At 67.5% G+C, this 18,859-nt stretch carries 18 protein-coding genes and 1 pseudogene; 12 read left to right on the forward strand and 7 right to left on the reverse strand.

Going from position 1 to position 18,859, the window contains the following annotated elements; all coding sequences use genetic code 11:
• Positions 1-33: 33 nt before the first annotated feature.
• The 5 genes from NOF53_RS19325 to NOF53_RS19345 all read left to right on the forward strand — a co-directional run bounded on the left by NOF53_RS19325 (position 34) and on the right by NOF53_RS19345 (position 6,127).
• Complete coding sequence (locus NOF53_RS19325) at positions 34-1,614, forward strand: ABC transporter substrate-binding protein (protein ID WP_255971689.1); 1,581 nt, start codon at positions 34-36, stop codon at positions 1,612-1,614.
• Entirely contained in the window at positions 1,611-2,561 is a 951-nt protein-coding gene (locus NOF53_RS19330) for an ABC transporter permease (RefSeq protein WP_255971692.1), read from the forward strand. The genes NOF53_RS19325 and NOF53_RS19330 overlap by 4 nt, the downstream gene beginning before the upstream one ends.
• Positions 2,558-3,403 carry an ABC transporter permease subunit gene (locus NOF53_RS19335; protein ID WP_255971694.1) on the forward strand — a complete coding sequence of 282 codons (846 nt, stop codon included), beginning with the start codon at positions 2,558-2,560 and terminating at the stop codon, positions 3,401-3,403. The genes NOF53_RS19330 and NOF53_RS19335 overlap by 4 nt, the downstream gene beginning before the upstream one ends.
• Positions 3,400-4,854 (forward strand): ABC transporter ATP-binding protein, encoded by a 1,455-nt coding sequence (locus NOF53_RS19340; protein WP_255971697.1) that lies wholly within the window; start codon positions 3,400-3,402, stop codon positions 4,852-4,854. The genes NOF53_RS19335 and NOF53_RS19340 overlap by 4 nt, the downstream gene beginning before the upstream one ends.
• 559 nt (positions 4,855-5,413) lie before the next feature.
• Positions 5,414-6,127 carry a polyamine aminopropyltransferase gene (locus NOF53_RS19345; RefSeq protein ID WP_255971700.1) on the forward strand — a complete coding sequence of 238 codons (714 nt, stop codon included), beginning with the start codon at positions 5,414-5,416 and terminating at the stop codon, positions 6,125-6,127.
• 261 nt (positions 6,128-6,388) lie between these two features.
• On the opposite strand, the gene NOF53_RS19350 is transcribed toward NOF53_RS19345, so the two are convergent.
• Together NOF53_RS19350 and NOF53_RS19355 are read right to left on the reverse strand one after the other, a co-directional pair.
• On the reverse strand, positions 6,389-7,279 hold the full coding sequence (locus NOF53_RS19350; protein ID WP_255971702.1) for an acyltransferase family protein: 891 nt from the start codon (positions 7,277-7,279) through the stop codon (positions 6,389-6,391).
• A 127-nt stretch (positions 7,280-7,406) separates the two neighbouring features.
• Positions 7,407-7,661: pseudogene (locus NOF53_RS19355) on the reverse strand (MerR family transcriptional regulator); the annotation flags it as partial.
• A gap of 229 nt (positions 7,662-7,890) precedes the next feature.
• On the opposite strand from NOF53_RS19355, the gene NOF53_RS19360 reads away from it, so the two are divergent.
• Positions 7,891-9,432 carry a SulP family inorganic anion transporter gene (locus NOF53_RS19360; protein WP_255971704.1) on the forward strand — a complete coding sequence of 514 codons (1,542 nt, stop codon included), beginning with the start codon at positions 7,891-7,893 and terminating at the stop codon, positions 9,430-9,432.
• A gap of 29 nt (positions 9,433-9,461) precedes the next feature.
• Here NOF53_RS19360 and NOF53_RS19365 read toward each other — a convergent pair whose 3' ends face one another.
• Entirely contained in the window at positions 9,462-10,673 is a 1,212-nt protein-coding gene (locus NOF53_RS19365; protein ID WP_374212640.1) for a glycosyltransferase family 87 protein, read from the reverse strand.
• Between the two features lie 207 nt (positions 10,674-10,880).
• Here NOF53_RS19365 and NOF53_RS19370 point away from each other — a divergent pair, with 207 nt between their 5' ends.
• Positions 10,881-11,297 (forward strand): MerR family transcriptional regulator, encoded by a 417-nt coding sequence (locus tag NOF53_RS19370; RefSeq protein ID WP_255971706.1) that lies wholly within the window; start codon positions 10,881-10,883, stop codon positions 11,295-11,297.
• Between the two features lie 14 nt (positions 11,298-11,311).
• Here the strand turns inward: NOF53_RS19370 and NOF53_RS19375 are convergent, their stop codons facing one another.
• A complete protein-coding gene (locus NOF53_RS19375; RefSeq protein ID WP_255971708.1) occupies positions 11,312-11,473 on the reverse strand; it encodes a hypothetical protein in 162 nt (53 codons plus the stop codon).
• A gap of 122 nt (positions 11,474-11,595) precedes the next feature.
• On the opposite strand from NOF53_RS19375, the gene NOF53_RS19380 reads away from it, so the two are divergent.
• The 5 genes from NOF53_RS19380 (at position 11,596) to NOF53_RS19400 (ending at position 16,178) form a co-directional block, all read left to right on the forward strand.
• A complete protein-coding gene (locus NOF53_RS19380) occupies positions 11,596-11,856 on the forward strand; it encodes a hypothetical protein (RefSeq protein WP_255971710.1) in 261 nt (86 codons plus the stop codon).
• Between the two features lie 133 nt (positions 11,857-11,989).
• A complete protein-coding gene (locus tag NOF53_RS19385) occupies positions 11,990-12,205 on the forward strand; it encodes a hypothetical protein (protein WP_255971712.1) in 216 nt (71 codons plus the stop codon).
• Between the two features lie 164 nt (positions 12,206-12,369).
• Positions 12,370-13,665: a Na+/H+ antiporter NhaA gene (gene nhaA / locus NOF53_RS19390; protein ID WP_255971832.1), complete on the forward strand. Its 1,296-nt coding sequence runs from the start codon at positions 12,370-12,372 to the stop codon at positions 13,663-13,665.
• A 139-nt stretch (positions 13,666-13,804) separates the two neighbouring features.
• Positions 13,805-14,356, forward strand: a complete 552-nt coding sequence (locus NOF53_RS19395) for a TetR/AcrR family transcriptional regulator (protein WP_255971714.1) — start codon at positions 13,805-13,807, stop codon at positions 14,354-14,356.
• A 226-nt stretch (positions 14,357-14,582) separates the two neighbouring features.
• Entirely contained in the window at positions 14,583-16,178 is a 1,596-nt protein-coding gene (locus NOF53_RS19400; protein ID WP_255971716.1) for a GMC oxidoreductase, read from the forward strand.
• Positions 16,179-16,199: 21 nt separating this feature from the next.
• Here NOF53_RS19400 and NOF53_RS19405 read toward each other — a convergent pair whose 3' ends face one another.
• The 3 genes from NOF53_RS19405 to NOF53_RS19415 all read right to left on the reverse strand — a co-directional run bounded on the left by NOF53_RS19405 (position 16,200) and on the right by NOF53_RS19415 (position 18,829).
• Positions 16,200-17,054, reverse strand: coding sequence for an EamA family transporter (locus tag NOF53_RS19405; protein WP_255971718.1), 855 nt, complete (start codon positions 17,052-17,054; stop codon positions 16,200-16,202).
• A 61-nt stretch (positions 17,055-17,115) separates the two neighbouring features.
• Complete coding sequence (locus NOF53_RS19410) at positions 17,116-17,916, reverse strand: crotonase/enoyl-CoA hydratase family protein (protein WP_255971720.1); 801 nt, start codon at positions 17,914-17,916, stop codon at positions 17,116-17,118.
• A gap of 58 nt (positions 17,917-17,974) precedes the next feature.
• On the reverse strand, positions 17,975-18,829 hold the full coding sequence (locus NOF53_RS19415) for an SDR family oxidoreductase (protein WP_255971722.1): 855 nt from the start codon (positions 18,827-18,829) through the stop codon (positions 17,975-17,977).
• Between the last annotated feature and the right edge of the window lie 30 nt (positions 18,830-18,859).

Here is an 18,859-nt window from a genome sequence, read left to right on the forward strand (position 1 = left end):
CTTTCGAATTCACTGTTCAAGGAGAAACCCCCGATGAATCCGGTCCCCCGATCCGCACTGCCCCCGCTGCCTCACCTGAGTCGGCGTTCGTTCCTCGGCCTCGGCGCCGCCGTCGGCGGCGCCGTGCTGCTCGGGGCCTGCAGCACCGGCGGTGACACCGCGCCCTCGACGACCGAGGTACCCCGGGACGGCGGCCGACTGCGGGCGGTATTCTCCGGCGGCGGCGCACAGGAAGTGCTGGACCCGCACAAAACCAACCTGTACGCCGACGTCGCCCGCGCGAACGCGCTCTACGACAAGCTCGTCGAATATGGCGACGACCTCGGCCCGGTTGCCAGGCTGGCGACCGCCTGGCGACCGAACGCCGACGCCACCATGTGGACCGTGGAGTTGCGCCCGGCGGTGTTCCACGACGGGCGCCCGGTGCGGGCCGCGGACGTGCTGTACTCCTACCAGCGGATCCTGGACCCGAAGAACGCGCTGCGGCCGCGGGCCTCGCTCGAAATGATCGACATCGGCCGCTCCCGTGCCATCGACGAGCGCACCATCGAATTCGTGTGCGCCCGCCCGTGCGGGGACCTGGCGAATGTGCTCGCCGCGTTCGGCGCCTACATCATTCCCGAGGGCACCACCGACTTCACCCGACCGGTCGGCTCCGGGCCGTTCACCTTCGTCTCGTTCGAGCCGGGCCGATCCTTCGTTGCCGCCCGGTTCGGTGATTACTGGGACGGTGCCCCACATCTGGAGGAACTGGAGATCCTCACCGCCCCGGACGAGACCGCGCGGATCAACGCCCTGCTCGGCGGGCAGGTGGAGTACGCCGACGACCTCGGGGTGACCTCGGCCCGCACCTACGCCACCGATGCCCGCGTGCAGATTCTGCGGTCGCCACGCAGTGCGATGTCCGGGTTCGCGATGAAGGTGGACCGGCCGCCCTTCGACAACCTGGATCTGCGGCGGGCGATGTTCGCCCTGGTCGACCGCGACGAGCTGGTGTCCACCGTGCTCGGTAGTACCGGTGTGGTCGGCAACGACCTGTTCGGTAAGGATGCCAAGTACTACGCCGATGATCTGCCCCAGCGCAGCCTGGACCTGGATGAGGCGAAGGCGCTGATCCGCAAGGCCGGCGCCCTGAACACCACCATCGACCTGCAGACCACCGGTGCCACCAACGGTTTCGTCGAGGCCGCGAACATCCTCGCCGAACAGGCCGGACGTGCCGGACTGAAGATCGACGTGAAAGTCGGTGAGGGCTCGACATATTGGACGCGGACCCTCGACGAGGGTGTGCTGTCGAGTTTCCGGTCCGGGGCCATGCCCATCGAAACTCATCTGGCGCAGCGGATGCTCACGTCGTCGTCGAAGAACTACACCCAGTGGCGTCGCCCCGGCTTCGATGCGTTGTTCGCCACCGCGAGTGAAACCACCGACGAGGACGCCCGGGCTGGCGCGTACCAGCAGATGCAGTCGCAACTACACAGCGAGGGTGGCCTGCTGGTGTGGGGGTTCTCCGACGGTCTGCACGGTCTGGCACCGAATCTGGCCGGGATGGCCCAGAATGCTCCCACCAACACCCTCGGGTACGCCCGATTCGACAAGGCCTGGCTGGGGTGATCCTCGCCCGCTACGCCGGCACCCGGCTCGCGGTGGGACTGGCCCAGGTCCTAGGGGTGGTCGTCGTCGTCTTCACCATCGCCGCCGCGCTGCCCGGTGATGCCGCGGTGGTCATCGCCGGTGACGACGCAGACCCGAAGCGGATCGCGCAACTGCGCGAGCTCCTCGGCCTGGACCGGCCGCTGCCGGTGCAATTCGGTCACTGGCTGACCGGGCTACTGCACGGTGACCTGGGCACCTCGGCGGTTTCCGGGCGACCCGTCGCCGACATGCTGGGGGTGGCGCTGGCGCCGACACTGACGCTCGCCGCCCTGGCGTTCGTGGTGCTCGTGCCGCTGGCGCTTCTCCTCGGGGTGGCGGCCGCGGCGCGCCGCGACCGCCCGGTCGACCGAACCATCACCGCCCTGGCCGTAGCCCTCTACGCGGCACCGGAATTCGCGATGGCGATCGTGCTGGTCGCGGTGTTCGCGGTCTGGCTGGGATGGTTCGCCCCCACCGCCGTCGGCGCCGGCGGGTCGCTGCTGCTGCAACCCCAGTTATGGGTGCTGCCGGTGCTGGTGTTGGTGATCCGGCCTGTGTGCTCGCTGACGCGGCTGGTGCGCGCGTCGATGATCACCACGTTGGAATCGGAGTACATCCGGCACACCCTCCGGCTCGGGGTACCGATGCGCCGGGTGATCTGGCGGCACGCCCTGCCCGGCTCCCTGACCCCGGCCTCCCAGCACCTCGCGCGGGTCACGGACTGGCTACTCGGCGGCGTCGTGGTCGTCGAAGCGGTTTTCGCGCTGGGCGGACTCGGCCAGGTGCTGGTCGCTGCGGTCAGTAGCCGCGACCTCCCGTTGTTGATGGGGTTGGTGGCGGTGTTCGCCTTGGTCACGGTGACGGTGAACACGGTCGCGGACATTGTGGCCTACCAGCTCAATCCGGTGGCAGGAGTCGCCGCATGAGCGCCCCCGATCGGTCGCAGCATGTCCGCCGGCCGAAGATCCCGGCACGGATGCTCGTCGGTGTCGGGCTGACCGCGGTCCCGCTCGCGGTCGCGGTACTCGGCCCCCTGATCGCCGGTGACACCAGCCGGGGCCCGGCGTTCACCCAAGGCGAGAAGTGGCTGCTCGGCACCGATTCCGAGGGCCGCGACGTCCTGACGCAGGTACTGCTCGGCGGACGCTCGCTGGTGATGGTGGCCGCGGCCGCGGTAGTGCTGACCTATCTGCTCGCCGTGCCCTGGGGAGTGGCGGCCGCGACCGCCCGCCGCCGGATCGTCGACGAGATGCTGATGCGACCGTTGGATCTGCTGCTGTCGCTGCCGTCGATGATGCTGCTCCTGCTGATCGTCGCGATCACTGACGCCGATCAGGTTGTGCTGGCGGCGGTGGTGGCGGTGCTGCTTTTCCCGGATGCCGCGCGTCTGGTGCGGGCCAGCGCGCTGCACGGCGCGCACACCCCGGCCATGGAAGCGCTGATCCTGCAACGCGAAACCTGGTGGCGCCGCCACCTCGGCTACCTGGGCCGCTCACTGTTGCCGGTCCTCGCCGCGGACGCCGGCCTGCGGTTCGTCGGCGCAATCTATCTGGTCGCCTCCGCCAGCTTCCTCGGTGTGAGCGCGGACTCCGCTGGCACCGACTGGGCGGTGATGATCGACCGCAACCGCGCCGGCCTCACCCTCGTCCCCTGGGGGGTGATCGTGCCCGCGGTGCTGATCATCACCCTCGCAATGGGCGTGAACCTGCTGTTCGACTCCGGGGCCCGCGCGGCCGCCCGCGAACTGCTGACAAGGAAACAGCATTGACCGACATTCTCCCGGCAGCCGCGTCCGCTCCTGCCCGTGACACCGCGATCCGGGTGCGCGGGCTCACCGCCCGCACCCGAGGCCGGATCCTCGTCGACGATATCGACCTCGACATCCCCGCAGGTGTCGTCACCGCCCTCATCGGCGCCTCCGGCAGCGGAAAGACCACCACCGCACTGGCCCTGATCGGTGAGCACCGGCCCGGCGTCGAGGTGAGCACCAACAGCGTGCGCGCGGACGGGGTGCTGTTCGGGTACGTGCCCCAACAACCCTCCTCGGTGCTCAACCCGGCACTGCGGATCGGCACCGTACTCGGTGACATTGCCCGCGCCGCTCAGCGGCAAGGTAACCGGGCGAGCGTCCCCGACGCTCTCGAGCGGGCCGGATTCCCGTCGGATCCGGGCATGCTGCGCCGCTACCCCCACCAACTCTCGGGCGGACAGCAACAACGCCTCGTCATCGCGCAAGCCCTGCTGACCAACCCTACGTGCCTGATCCTCGATGAGCCCACCACTGGACAGGACCCGATCAACCGGGCAGCCATCCTCGACGAAATGCTGCGACTGCGCGGCCAGGGGCTCACGATCGTGCTCGTCACCCACGACCTGGACGCCGTTCACCAGGTAGCCGAGCACGTGATCGTCATGGCCGAGGGGCGCGTGATCAACGCCTGCGACACCACGATCCTGCCCGCCCCGGCCCCGTCACCGGTCCCACGGGCGGGCGCCGCGACGAGGAACCGCACCACCCCGGCCGCCAACCGACTGGAGCTGAACGCTGTCACCGCCGGGTATCGCGCGACCGCCGTACTGCAGGGCTTTTCGCTGTCGATAGAAGCGGGGGAATGCGTGGCCTTGGTCGGCCGGTCGGGGTGCGGCAAGTCCACCGCCGCGCGGGTGGCCGCGGGCCTGCACCCACCCACAGCCGGGGGCGTGTTCCTCGACGGGGTTCCGGTGGCGGGATCGGTGCGTCGGCGTACCCGCGATCAGCTGGCCGATATCGCGTACGTCTTCCAGGACGCCAAGGCCGCGTTCGACCCGTACCGCAGCGTGTGGGGACAGATCGTGCGCGGGCCGAGACGCCTGCGCGGCGACACTGACCGGGAGGCGGCCGCGGCAGCCCGTCGCGCGCTCGATCGGGTCGGCCTTCACGAGCAGATCGCGCACCAGCGCCCCGGAGCCCTCTCCGGCGGCGAGGCGCAGCGCGCCGCGCTCGCCCGTGCCCTGGCAGCGGCACCGACGGTCCTGATCTGCGACGAAATCACTACCGGCCTCGACCCGATCTCCCAGCGGCGGGTGCTTGACGTTTTGGCGGATCTCACGCGCAGCCAACACCTGGCTCTGCTGGTGATCAGCCACGACGCGGCCGTGGTGGACCGGGTCGCCGACCGGGTCGTCGACCTGCACAGCGGCGCCAGCGACCCCGGACGCCTCCGGTTCGTCGAGGAGTGACGACCCTGAGTCGAGGTTGTCGATCCAGTAGCGCGGACATGTTCGATACTGCGTCGTCGAGCATGTGCGGCGGTGACCGGGAGGTGCGGGTCCGCCTCACCCCGAGATCCCCGGCGCGCACTTGTACGGAGTGCTATGGGATTTCGTCCTTGGAACCAGCTTTCGACGACGGCGGGGGTGTCGCGTGCACCGATTCGTCGTGCGGTATCGAGGGCGACCTGGGGTCGGTTGAGGGCAGCTTGGTCGGGGAGCGGGCCGGTGCCGTCCACCCATCCGCGAAGGGTGGCGGTGTCGTGTGCTTCAGCCAGGTATGCAATGAGTTTCGTGCCCAGAAGTGATCTCAGCTCGGTGATAAGGGTGCGTGCTGTGGTTTCAGATCCGGTGTCTGAGTTGATCACTCGCATCTCCTCGGTCAATCCTCGTGTGTGCTTTTCGCCTACTCGGGTTCAGGCCGAGGCCGTCAATTCGCGTTTGCGCACGGTTGCCTGGTCAAGGTTTCTTCCGGTGACCGAGCTGCGTTAGCGTGAAGGAATCGGAGGCTTGGTCTATCCTCGTGGCGATGAGCGCGCACTTCGAGGAGCTCGGTTGGCGGCAGACGCCGACGGGTGTGATCAGCTTGCGGCGCCGGTTCGATTCGACGGTGCGCGCCGACGTGTACGAGGTGAAGCTCGACGACGAGTTCCTGATGTCGAGCCTGTTCACCGTCGCCGAAAAGGAATTGGCGAGACTGGGTCTGGCGCGGACGCCGGGCGCGGATCTCGACGTGCTCGTCGGCGGTCTCGGTCTGGGTTACACGACGCGGGAAGCGCTGGCCGATCCCCGGGTTCGCTCGCTCACCGTCGTCGAATACTCCGACGCGGTGATCGACTGGCACGAACGTAATCTGTTGCCGGACACCACCGGCCTGGCCGCCGACGACCGAGTCGTCATGGTATGCGCGGACTTCTTCGCCGCCGCAGGCACAGCGGGTTTCGATCCGGAGCATCCGGGCCGGGTCTACGACGCAATCCTGCTCGACATCGACCACTCGCCACGGCACGTGCTCGATCAGGCCCACGCCGCGTTCTACACCGGGGACGGCTTGCGGGCGGCGTCCGCGCATCTCACCCCGGGCGGCACCTTCGCCCTGTGGTCCGACGACCCACCGGACGACGAGTTCTGCGCAGTTCTCGACACCGTGTTCGCCGACGTCGAGGCCCGCGAGGTGTCCTTCCACAACCCGTTGACCAAAGGGCGGTCCGCCAACACCGTCTACCTCGCGACACGGCCGTGAGGCGTCGCGCAGCCACGCTGTGTGGGGCCACCTCCCGATCGGTTTCCGCCCGGGAAGGTGTCGCTCGCGCACGGCGATCGACCGGCTCATCGCTCGCCGTGGCATCGGCTGCGCGAGCAGACCCAGCGGCGGATGGTCTACGAAACCTGCTCCCGCACAGAAGAACTGCTCCAGATCAACATCGAAGAACTCGATCAGACCGGGCGGTGCGCCCCGGTGAAGTCCACGGGGTCATTTTCGGCGATTACGACCGGGACCCCGTCAGGCGGGGAGGCGAAACAGCCAGCCTTGCCGTAGGCGGGTGAGCAGGCTGTAGGTCAGCAACGAGCCGCCGATCGCGGCGGCGGTCACCAGGAGCGGGCCGAGCAGTAACCGGTGCCGGTCGGTGAGGTCGGCGCCCAGGTGTGTGGCACCGACGACGCGGATGCCGAGCGCGATCTCGTGGAGCAGGTAGACGGCGGCGAATCCGGTGGCGGCGAGGGCGGCGCGGGCCGCGGTGGAGGCGGCGGCGAGCAGGTGGATCAGGGTGGGCAGGTGTATCCCGAGGATGAAGAACACCAGGAGCGAGACGATGTTGTCCCAGGACCAGCTGAGGATTTCGATCCGGGAAGAGGACACCGCCAGCACGGTCGCTGCCAGTAGCTGTACCGGCGGGGCGATGCTGCGGGCGAGCCGGGTGAGAGCGGTGAAGACGATGAGGGCGTAGAGGAACCACAGACCGTTGTGCGGCACGATCAGGGCCGTCAGCAGATTCCAGGGACTCGATGTCTCACCGGTGCCGGAGGTGGCCGGGAACACCGTGAAGAACGCGAATCGCAGTGCCGTCCAGAGCAGGTACAGGTAGATCAGCGGCAGCAGCCGCCAGCGCAGCACCGTCGACCACGGCAACGCCAGCGTGGAGGCGGCGAACAACCCGGCGGTGAGGAAGAACAGGGGCATCCGGATGGGCTCGAGGGCGGCGTTGACCTCATGCCAGCGACCGTCGGCGAAGCCGCGGACCACCATGAAGTTGGTGCTGTGCAGCAGCACGACCAGCGCGATGCTCGCACCCTTGGCGACATCGACCCAAGGCACCCGCACCGCGGTGGACCGGGCGGCGGGCAGGGAAGGAAGCGGGGGTGGGGTCGGGGCGCCGTTGGTGGCGGAGGGCACAGCTGATCACAGTTCCTTGCCGGGGAAGGGGAGGGGGCGGTTGGCGGGTGTCTTCAGTGCGCGTCGAGGAAGCGGCGGGAGCGGTCGAGTTTGTCCTGCATCCGTTCCAGACGTTCGCGCGCCGACGTCAGCAGATGTCCACGCGGCGGCGTCCGGTGTCCGCGACCTCGGGGTCGGTGGCGGAGCGGCACTGTTCGATCCCGTCGATGATGTCCCCGACTTCGTCGATCCTCAGGCCGAGGAAGCGCAGGCATCGGACCTCCTCGAGTCGGTGCAGGTCGACTTCGGTGTAGAGCCGGAACCTGCCGTCGGATCGGGCGCTGGGGCGCACCAGTTCGACCTCGTCGTAGTGACGCAGTGTCGGCAGCGAGACTTTGGCGCGGGCGGCGGCCGATCTGCATCATGGTGCGGTCCTTCGAGACGAGGTGGTGGGGTGAGGTGCTTCACCCCAACTCGACCCTACCCTCCGGTGAGGGTAGGGTCTCGTGTCGTTGTGCGTCGCAGCGCCCGGTCGGTGCGTGATCGGCCGCGACCCTTCTGCAAACACCCGGCGTAGCAGTACGCCTCGACGCCGCAGGCCGCATTGTGCCCGTGGTCGAATGGAGCTTTCGATGGACAAGAGCACTGACGGTGCCGCGCCGAATGTGCGGGAGGCAGGGGAGGCCGACACCTCGGTGCGGGCGGCGTTGCGGTCCCCGCGCCGACTCAAGACGGAGGTCCTCGCCGGACTGGTCGTCGCGCTGGCGCTGATTCCGGAGGCGATCTCGTTCTCGATCATTGCCGGAGTCGACCCGCGGGTGGGATTGTTCGCCTCGTTCACCATGGCGGTGACCATCGCGTTCGTCGGTGGCCGGCCGGCGATGATTTCCGCGGCCACCGGTGCGATCGCGTTGGTCATCGCCCCGGTTGCCCGCGAGTACGGGCTGGACTACTTCATCGCCACGGTCCTCCTCGCCGGTGTGTTCCAGATCCTGCTCAGCGTGCTCGGGGTGGCGAAGCTGATGCGGTTCATTCCGCGCAGCGTGATGGTCGGGTTCGTCAACGCGCTCGCGATCTTGATCTTCACTTCGCAGCTGCCGCACCTGCTCGGGGTGCCTGCCTTGGTGTACCCGATGGTCGCGGTCGGTCTGCTGATCATGATCTTCCTGCCCCGGCTGACCGCCGTGGTGCCGCCGCCGCTGGTGGCGATCGTGCTGCTGACCGCGGCGGCCATCGTCTTCACGCTGAACGTCCCGAACGTCGGGGACGAGGGCGAGCTGCCGTCGTCGCTGCCGTCGTTGTTCTTCCCCGATGTGCCGCTGAATCTCGAGACGCTCTCGATCATCGCCCCCTACGCGCTGGCGATGGCCCTGGTCGGGCTGCTCGAGTCGCTGATGACCGCCAAGCTGGTCGACGACATCACCGACTCGCATTCGAACAAGACCCGCGAAGGCTGGGGCCAGGGTGTGGCGAATCTGGTGACGGGATTCTTCGGCGGCATGGGCGGCTGCGCCATGATCGGGCAGACCATGATCAACGTCAAGGTCTCCGGTGCCCGCACCCGCATCTCGACCTTCCTGGCCGGGGTGTTCCTGCTGATCCTGGTCGTCGGCCTCGGCGATATGGTCGCGCTGATCCCGATGGCCGCCCTGGTGGCGGTGATGATCATGGTCTCGGTCGGCACCATGGACTGGCACAGCCTGCACCCGAACACCCTGAAGATGATGCCGCGCAGTGAAACCGTGGTCATGTTGGTGACGGTGGCGGCCACGGTGATCACCCATAACCTGGCGATCGGGGTCATCCTCGGTGTGCTGACCGCGATGGTGGCGTTCGCCCGCCGGGTCGCGCACCTGACCAATGTCGAAAAGGTCGCCGAGGCCGACACCGACCACGATGGCGCCGTCGACACCCGCGTTTACCGGGTCACCGGGGAACTGTTCTTCGCCTCCAGCAACGACCTGATCTACCAGTTCGACTACGTCGACGATCCACGCAACGTGATCATCGACCTCACCGCCGCCGACATCTGGGACGCCTCCACCGTGGCCACCCTCGACGCGATCCGGCACAAGTACGAGGCCAAGGGCAAGAACGTGACGATCGTCGGGCTCGACGGCGCCAGCCTGGAACGGCTGGACCGGATGTCTGGCAACCTCGGGGCCGGTCACTGATCTCGCGCCGCCCGCGGCGCCTTGCGCCGTCATCGGGCGGCCGGGGTGTTCTGCGTTCGGACGGGGGTGAGCGGTGTAGGTGTGGCGGCGGGTCCGCGCCGGCGGGCGGCGAGGACCGCCGCTGCCAGCAGGGCGAGCGCGGCCAGGCACTGGGCATTGCCGGCGACCTGCGCCCACACCGCCTCCGCCCACCCGGACGGCTCGCCGGTCAGCGCGAAGTGCGGGCCGACCAGGAAGATCACCAGCGCACAGGTGAGCAGCGGTCGCCAACGGCGATATTGCGGGGCCAGGGTGAGCGGGATCAACAGCACGCAGTAGACCCAGTGGTGGGAGACCGCGAACGGTGCCGCGAGCAGGGCGGCCAGGGCGACCACTCCCAGGGCGGCCATGTGGTCCCCGGAGGCGGTGAACCGGAGCGCCGCCCACCCCGCCGCGGCCACGATCACCACCGCGCTGATCAGCCACGGCAGATCTTTGACCAGTCCGCTCGCACCCCACCTGGCCAGCAGGCCCGTCACCGCCTGATTGCGGGAGAAGTCGTGGCCGCCGGCCCGGTCGGACCGGCAGCACTCGGTCGCCCAGAACCAGATCGAGGCCTGGGGCAACAGCCAGAATCCGATCCCGGCGGTGGCCGCCACCGTCACGACCGCCCGGGCGATCGAGCGCAGGTCGCGGCGTACGAGCAGGACCAGCCCGAACGCGGCGGGGGTGATCTTGATGGCGGCGGCCACCCCGATCCCGATACCCCGAAGCCGGCGTGGCAGTACGCCGGCGCAATCGGCGACCACCAAGGCCATCAGAACGATGTTGATCTGCCCGAAACCGAAATTCGACCGCACCGGTTCGAGCAGCAGTGCAACACCGAGCGCCGCGGCCGCCACCAGTGGTGCCTTGCCGACTCCGAGACGGACGAGGAGCACCCGCAGAATCCACCAGACCAGTGCCGCGTTGAGCACGCTCCACAGCACCTGCAACACGTTCGGCTGCACCCACGCCAGCGGCGCGAACACAATCGCCGCGAAGGGGGCGTAGATGAACCGGAAGCCCGAGGTACTGGGGAAATCTTCCGAGTACAGCGGCAGGCCCTCCGTGAAGGCGACCCCGGCGTCCCGGAAGACCGACAGATCCAGCAGAAACCCGGTGCCCGCCTGCACCAGGTAGGCGGCGGTCACCACCGCCGACAGGACGAGACCGGCACCGAGGAGCACGCCGCCCGATCGAGCGCGCAGGATCTGCAGCAAGAAGTTCTCCTCGTCGACGAAAGGCGTGTGGAAGCGACTAAACGGACAAATCTACTCGGACGTCACAGTAGAGTTCATGAAGGGCTCAAGCGGCCCGTCCGGTGCGGGCAGGCGGTGTGGACGGACCCGATCGCTAGAGTGGACCGAACGGGAGTTGGTGTGTCGCATCAACCCACCGGGGCCGGTATGGAACGCGGAGGTGCACGGATGCAGGTCGACGACGGCTCGCATATGCAGATCGGTGAGGTCGCTCAGCGCACCGAGCTGTCGATCCGCACGGTCCGCCATTACGACGACGTCGGGCTGGTGACTCCGTCGGCGCGCAGCGTGGGCGGTTTCCGGCTCTACACGCAGGCCGACGTCGAGCGGTTGCTGGTGATCCGTCGGATGAAGCCGCTGAACTTCACACTGGCCGAGATGAAGGACCTGCTCGCCGCCCTCGACGTTCTCGACGACCCCGAGGCGAGCGACAGCGCCCGCCGCAGCGCCGCAGAGTTTTTGCGTGAATGTCACGCGAAGGCGGAGCAGAGCTGCGCCACCCTGCGCCGGCATCTGACCTTCGCCGAGGAGCTGACCACCCTGCTCTCCACCCGCGGCGAGGCGATCTCCCACCCCGCGCGCTGATGCGCCCGGGCCGATCACAGGGGAAAGCAGTGCGTTCGCGGGCGTTCCGCCGGCCCGGTTCCGGGGTGGGTGAACAACACGCGCAGCGACTCGACGATCCCGGCGAGGGACACCCACGTGTTCGCGTCGGCGAACGCGACGTTGACCTCGGCGCAGCGGCGTACCTGGGCGATCACCGTGACTTCTCGTGGGCGAAGAACCGGAACGTCCCGTCGAACTGCGGCAGCATCGGCTGGCTCACCAGCTGGTCGTCCTCGTCGGTCGTGGCGAGTAATGCCACAGTAGACGGTGCGAGACAGTGCCACAGCGTATTTCGGTGGCCCACCGCATGGCCGCCGAGTTCAGCTCACCCCTGGAACTCGGGCACCTGAACTACACCCTCGCCCGCCGCACCCACCCCACCGACATCGCATTCCTCGACCAGCAACGGTCCGTCGAGGTCCTCACCCGCACCGACGGAGCCCTCCTGGCACTGTTCTCGGACCAGTGGCGACTGGCCTCGATCGAACGCGAACATCCACACCTGCACCTCGACGAACTCGTCTCCGCCGCGAACTGATCACCCGAACTCGACTGCCACGCCGCACACGGCCACGCCGCAGAAACCACTACGGCCGAGACCTCGGTGCCTCGCGAGCTGGGCCGTCCACACCGATCGACGGGATATAGCGGCGAACCCATAGAATGGGTTCGTGCAGCTCAAGTACGCGACCGCCCGCAACGGCCCGGATGCTGCGCTGATCGACCCCGCCTCACCGGTGGCGACCACGGCGCCGATCAGGTTTCACGAGCCGTCGATGGTGTTCTTGGAGGAGAACCTGCGCCCCGGCGGCACCAACGGATACACCACCTCGTGGGGAACGAACGCGCACGGCAAACTCGCCGGCTGCCCACCCTCGACCCACTGACCCGTCCATACCTGCGAGTGCGCCGAAAACTGTAGCGAGCGTGCAGCTCACCCCCCCGCCCGTCTCGTGGACCCTGGCCTGTCCTCCTGCGAACCGCATACCTACCGCGGTTCGTCGCCTGCGCACCCCCGAAGGGGGACGTGCGCCAACACCGAAAGTCCGTGATGAACTCACCCTTGTCCCGTCTGCCGTTGCTCTCCCGTGGGTCTTGGCCGGAAACGCAGCGGATCGCGGAGATCCTCCGTAAAGAAACCGTCGGTGGCGTCTTGCTGCTGATCGCCGCGGCCGCCGCCCTGATCTGGGCCAACACCCCCTGGTCGGACGCTTACCACTCGCTGCGCGAGGTCACGGTCGGCCCGGCGAGTCTGCACCTGAATCTGACCCTGGGTACCTGGGCCGCGGACGGATTACTCGCGATCTTCTTCTTCGTCGTCGGTCTCGAACTCAAACGTGAATTCGTCGCTGGGGACCTGCGCGATCCGCGCCGGGCTGCGCTGCCGGTGATGGCCGCGATCGGCGGGATGATCGCCCCGGCCCTGATCTACGTCGCGGTCAACACCGGTAGCGGCGGTGGCCTGAACGGATGGGCGATCCCCACCGCCACCGACATCGCGTTCGCCGTCGCGATCCTCGCGGTGATCGGCTCACACCTGCCGACTGCGCTGCGCACCTTTCTGCTCACCCTCGCCGTCGTCGACGATCTGCTCGCGGTGACCGTGATCGCGATCTTCTACACCGACGACCTCGACTTCACCTACCTCGGGCTCGCACTGATCCCGTTGGCCGCGTTCGGATTCGCGGCCCAGAAGCGGATCCGGTCGTTCTGGATTCTGCTGCCCCTGGCGGCAGCGACGTGGTGGCTGGTCCACGAATCCGGGGTGCACGCCACCGTCGCCGGGGTACTGCTCGGGTTCACCGTTCCCGTCATCCGCAGTGCCGCCGCCGGTGGCCCGGACGCCGGACCGGGACTGGCCGAACATTTCGAACACCGCATCCGGCCGCTGTCCGCGGGGTTCGCGGTGCCGGTGTTCGCGTTCTTCGCGGCCGGGGTCACCATCGGCGGGCTGGATGGGTTCGTCGACACTCTCGGGGACCGGGTCGCTCTCGGCATCGTCGCCGGCCTGGTGGTCGGCAAGGTTCTCGGCATCGTCGGGATGAGCCTGTTGACTGCGAAGTTCACCAGAGCCGAACTCGATACCGACCTGACCTGGCTCGACGTGATCGGGGTGGCGATGCTCGGCGGTATCGGGTTCACCGTGTCCCTGCTCATCGGGGAACTCGCCTTCGCCGGCGACATGCTTCGCAGCGACCACGTCAAAGTCGGAGTCCTCACCGGCACCCTCATCGCAGCCCTGCTCGCAGCGATCGTGCTGCGGATACGGAATCGGGCCTACCGGATCATCGCCGAACGCGAAACCGCCGACGCGAACCATGACGGCATCCCTGACGTCTACCAATGAACGGCCCCGGCCACGGTTGGCGCAAACACTTCATCCTCCACTCCCGGAAGAAGGACGAGCTGCACTCGATATCTGAGCACGTCGATCGACCGCTCAGAATGCCAGGAACTGGGCGCCGGCGGTAACTGATAATGGCCGTATGCGGTCGCGGAGAAAGATCCTGGAAGCCACACTCGGGTTGATCAGGAGTGACGGCTTCGACGGGGTCAACATAGCTGCCGCCGCTCAGGCCGCAGGCGTCACGCGACAAACCGTGTACTCCATTTTCGGATCACGCGAGGAACTGGTGTCACAGGCGATTGCCGGCCTTGCGGTGGAGGTGGTGGGCGGTATCCGTTCCCGCTTGGACGCCACTGACACGCCCTTCGAGCTCGTGGTCGAGCTCGTCGTCGCCAGTCGGGCTGCGGTGCACGCAGATCCGGTCCTGGCGGCACTGCTCCACGCTGAGCAGGGAAACCCGCTTTTCGACGCGGGAATGATGGGTCGCGCCAAACCGGTTGCACGTGAGTTGCTTTCCCCTCTGGTGGAGCGCTACCCCGAGGTGGAGACGTGCTTGGACGACATCGCCGAGATCCTGGTTCGCCTCGGCCTGTCTGTCATCATGTTCGACGACGAAGCCGTCCACGCCGACGACGACTTGCGCAAGTTCCTCACCCGCTGGCTCTTGCCGGCGATGCCGTTCAACGCGTGACGCTCCACAACGGTGTTCGCCGCGGGTTCCACCTTCGTGGCGCCGGAGAATCCTATTTCTTGACACATGTTCCCACGGGTGTCTAGTTTTGACCTCGCCCGAGGTACGTCGCTTCGGGCGCTCCGCCCGGACAGTACGTCCGGTTGGCCGGTTTCCGTCTGACGTGATCATGTCAACCCGTCTTGTCGTCTCGCCGAGTACGTCTTCACAGATCTGGGGAAAAGCTGTGTCTGCACTCAATCGCCGGTCCTTTCTGACGGGGGCCGCTGCCGCGGGCGTCGCGCTGGCGAGTCCGCGCATTGCCCAGGCCAGTACAGGTCGCGCGGACCGTGGCGCGAGAACATCTGTCACCCGCGAGGATCACCGGGCGATCGTCGTCGGTTCCGGTTTCGGGGGTGGTGTCGCGGCCCTTCGACTTGCGGAGGCGGGCGTGCCAGTACTCGTGCTCGAGCGCGGAATGCGCTGGCCCACAGGGCCCAACGCAGAAACATTCCCGCGGGCGAGCGCTCCGGACAAACGTATGCTCTGGTACCAGTCCAGCCCGCAACTCTTCGGTAAGCCGGTGGCTGTGGAGCCGTACACCGGTCTCCTCGAGGCAGTGCTCGGTGAGAACATGACCGCGCTGTGCGCAGCGGGCGTCGGCGGTGGGTCCTTGGTATATCAAGGGATGACGCTGCAGCCCGACGAGGCCGTCTTCAATTCGCACTTCCCGGAGGCGCTCGACTGGACCACCATGGACCGAGTTCACTATCCGCGGGTCGCGCGAATGCTGCAACTCGCGGTCGCGCCCGACGAAGTGATAGCAAGTCCGAACTACCGAGCGGCAAGGGTATTCGAGCAGAACGTGAAGCGTGCCGGTCTCCCCGTGTCGAAGATTCCGATGCCGATCGACTGGAACTACGCGCTCGACGAGGTCCACGGGCGGGTTAAAGCGTCGTACACCAACGGCGACGGCGCCTTCGGCGTCAACAACGGCGGCAAACACTCGGTCGATGTCACGTACATCGCCGCCGCCGAAGCGACCGGCCGTGTGACCGTGGAAATTTTGCACCAGGTCACCGACGTCGAGCGGGCCAAGGATGGCCGCTGGACCGTGTACGTCGACCGGATCGACTCCTCCGGCACGGTGCTCGAGAAGAAAATACTCACGACTACGGCCCTGGTGATGGCCGCCGGCAGCGTGAACACCACCAAGCTGCTGATGCGCGCGGCGGCAAAGGGGCAGATTCCGGACCTCCCCGACGAGTTGGGCGCCGGGTGGGGCACCAATGCCGACCGCATCTATGTCTGGACAAGTCTCGAAGAGGAATTCGGTGCTCCGCAGGGTGGCCCGGTCATCTACGGCAGCCTGAACTGGGACGACCCTTCCTCCGCACACACGGTCATCCAGGCGTCGATTCCACCGCTCTCCTTCGACGCACGCAGCACCATGCTGGTCGGGTACGGCGTCAGTGACGGTCGTGGCAGGTTCGTATACGACTCGGCCGATGACGACGCCATTTTGCGTTGGCCGAAGGAGGGTGACGCCGTCATTCAGCAGGGTCATATCGATCCGACCGTGAGGAGAATCGCCGGGCCGGGCAGCATACTCACGGATACCAATTCCGGATTCCCCTCCACCTGGCATCCACTGGGAGGTGCCTGCATGGGTACGGTGTGCGACCTCGAAGGCCGCGTGCACGGCCAGCGCGGGCTGTACGTGCTCGACGGTGCACTGATGCCCGGGAACACCGCCGCGTGCAACCCGTCGATGACCATCGCTGCTGTGGCCGAACGCGCGATGGACCGCATAGTCGCCACCGACGTAGGCACGTTGATCTGAGAGCCGACGGGGTCAGAGGCGTTACCGGGCGCTCAGCACCGACCCGATTCCCGCAGCGACGACGAGCGCGATCGCGGCCAGCGCCTGCAGTCCCAATACCTGTCCGAGGACGACGACCCCGGCGAGTGTCGCCGCAGCCGGCTCGAGGGCGATGAGGACAGCGAACACCTTCTTGCTCATCACTTGCAGCGCACGCAGTTCGAGTGTGTACGGGATGACGGAAGACAGCAGGGCCACCGCCGCGCCCACTGCCAAAATGAGGGGATCGAACAGTGCCGTTCCACCCGAGATCGCGCCCAGAGGAAGCGTGAGCACCGCGGCGACGATGCTTGCACCGGCCAGGCCGTCGGCGCTCGGAACCGTCGCCGCCAGATGGGACCCGGCGATGATGTAACCCGCCCACGCCGCCCCCGCGGTGAGGGCGAAAGCGACACCGACGGCGTCGAGCGCCTCGGCGTCTGCAGTGTCCCGTAATCCGAGGAGAAGGACGCCCGCGAGAGCTGCCAGCACCCACACGCCGTCGCGGATTCGTCGCGACAAGACGGCGGCCAGGGTGAGCGGCCCCAGAAACTCGATCGTCACGGTGGTGCCCAGCGGTAGTCGTGCCAGCGCCTCGTAGAACGCCGAGTTCATTACGGCGAGCGCAATTCCCAAGGCGAGGATGCCCTGTTGTTGCGGCCGCGTCCATCGACGCCATCGCGGGCGAACCAGAAGACCGAGGATGAGTGCCGCGATGGTGAGTCGCAAGGATACGGCACCGGACGCGCCCACCGTGTCGAACAGGGTGCTCCCGAAGGCGGCTCCGAATTGGACGGACAGCACCGATCCGAGGACCCACAGGACAGGTACGAGCCGGCTGGGGGACGTCCCGGTCACAGATGCACGGTCCCCGCAACTACCGCCCGGTGGATGTGAATCCCTGAGCGGTAAGACCGATTCATTGTCCCGTGAAGTTCGGTGCCCGGCGATCGAGCATCGCCTCGACCGCTTCGTGATGATCTGCGGTGTGGTGGGCGAGCGACTGCATCGCGGCCGAGAGCTCCAGCAGGCTTTCGAGGCTGTGGTGGCGTCCTTCGCGGAGCAGCTTCTTGGTCATCCGCAGCACCTGGGGCGGGTTGACCGCCACCCGGTCGGCCAACGCCCGCGCCGCCGGCAGCAAGTGATCGGGCTCGGTCACCTGGGAGACGAGCCCCCATTCGAGGGCCTTTGCGGCGTCGATCGCGTCGCCGGTGAACGCCATCTCGCTGGCGCGCGCCATGCCGATCGCCTGGGGCAGGAACCAGGCGCCTCCGTCGCCCGGGACGAGCCCGACCTTGACGAAACTTTCGGCGAACACGGCGGCCGTGGACGCGATCCGCATGTCGCACATCAACGAGAGGTCACAGCCTGCGCCGATTGCCGGTCCATTGACGGCGGCGATGGTCGGCACCTCGCAGTGGTACAGGGCGAGCGGGATCCGCTGGATACCGTGCCGGTAGCCCTGCCGGATTTCGGCGGGGGAGCCGCCGAACATTCCTGCGCGGTCACGCATGTGCTTGACGTTCCCGCCGGAGGAGAACGCCGAACCGGAACCGGTGACGATGGCGGCGCGCACACTGGGGTCACGGTTCGCCTCGACCACCGCGGTCTCGAGCGCCTCGATCATGTCGGGCTCGGAGATCGGGTTGCGGGCCTCGGGACGGTTGAGCGTCCAGGTGACGATATCGCCCTCGCGGGTAGTGAGCACAGCGTCGGTCATGAACGGCTCCCTCAGGGTGTGTGCGGCTTTCGAAGACGAGCCCAGTGTTTCATTTCGGCTAGATGCCGGCCCGCCGCACCAACGTGTCCGTGACGGTCGGCGCGAAGAAGCCCAGAACCCGGAACAGCTCCCCATATCCTGGGAGCAGCTCCACCGGCCGCGTCCGGACGGCGGTGACGAACCACTCGGCTGCCTGCTCCGGGGACAACGCCGGCATGGAGTCGTAGTCCGTGGTCGGGGCGATCATCGGCGTCCGCACCAGCGGCAGGTCGAGAGTGGTGACAGAGATGCCGCGATCGCGAAGTTCGGCGCCGAGACTGCGGCCGAATGCGCCGACCGCCGCCTTCGACGCGTGGTAGGCGGAGAACTTGGGCATCACACCCGCGGGCACACCCCACGTTGCGACGTTGATGATGTGGCCGTCACCACGCTCGAGCATCGACGGGAGCAACGCGAGAGTCAGGCGCGTCGAGCCGAAGTAATTGATCGCCATGGTGCGCTCGTAGTCGTGGAAACGATCGAGCGAGTCTTCCACCGTCCGGCGGATCGAGCGTCCGGCATTGTTGACGAGGACGTCGACAGGTCCGATGTCGCCGAGCACCCGGGACACCATGGCGTCGATCGAGTCGAGGTCGGTCAGATCGCACGGGACGGCGTGCGCGTCACATCCCGAACGCAGGATGTCGTCGCGGACTGCTTCGAGGGCCTCGGCTCCGCGGGCAACGAGCACGACCTCCGCGCCGAGATGTGCGAGTCGGCGTGCCGCAGCCTCACCGACACCAGAGGAACCCCCCGTGACGAGGATGCGCTTCCCGGCCACGCGGTGGCCCGACTTCGGTATAAGGCGTGCGGCGAGTGCCCGAGGGGAGGGAAGGGGGTTCAGTGCCGCCTGGGTGAGTAACTGTCGGATCACGTCCCCAGGGTGGCAGGAGACCCCTCACAT

This window comes from Rhodococcus tibetensis (genome assembly GCF_024438035.1).
Taxonomy (GTDB): Bacteria; Actinomycetota; Actinomycetes; order Mycobacteriales; family Mycobacteriaceae; genus Rhodococcus_F; species Rhodococcus_F tibetensis.

Bases quoted from the DNA above. Each gene is read 5' to 3' on its own strand.
- NOF53_RS19325 (WP_255971689.1), top strand. From the start codon at position 34: ATGAATCCGGTCCCCCGATCCGCACTGCCCCCGCTGCCTCACCTGAGT.
- NOF53_RS19410 (WP_255971720.1), bottom strand. From the start codon at position 17,916: ATGACCGACGCTGTGCTCACTACCCGCGAGGGCGATATCGTCACCTGG.
- NOF53_RS19370 (WP_255971706.1), top strand. From the start codon at position 10,881: ATGCAGGTCGACGACGGCTCGCATATGCAGATCGGTGAGGTCGCTCAG.
- NOF53_RS19360 (WP_255971704.1), top strand. From the start codon at position 7,891: ATGGACAAGAGCACTGACGGTGCCGCGCCGAATGTGCGGGAGGCAGGG.
- NOF53_RS19345 (WP_255971700.1), top strand. From the start codon at position 5,414: ATGAGCGCGCACTTCGAGGAGCTCGGTTGGCGGCAGACGCCGACGGGT.
- NOF53_RS19395 (WP_255971714.1), top strand. From the start codon at position 13,805: ATGCGGTCGCGGAGAAAGATCCTGGAAGCCACACTCGGGTTGATCAGG.
- NOF53_RS19335 (WP_255971694.1), top strand. From the start codon at position 2,558: ATGAGCGCCCCCGATCGGTCGCAGCATGTCCGCCGGCCGAAGATCCCG.
- nhaA (WP_255971832.1), top strand. From the start codon at position 12,370: ATGAACTCACCCTTGTCCCGTCTGCCGTTGCTCTCCCGTGGGTCTTGG.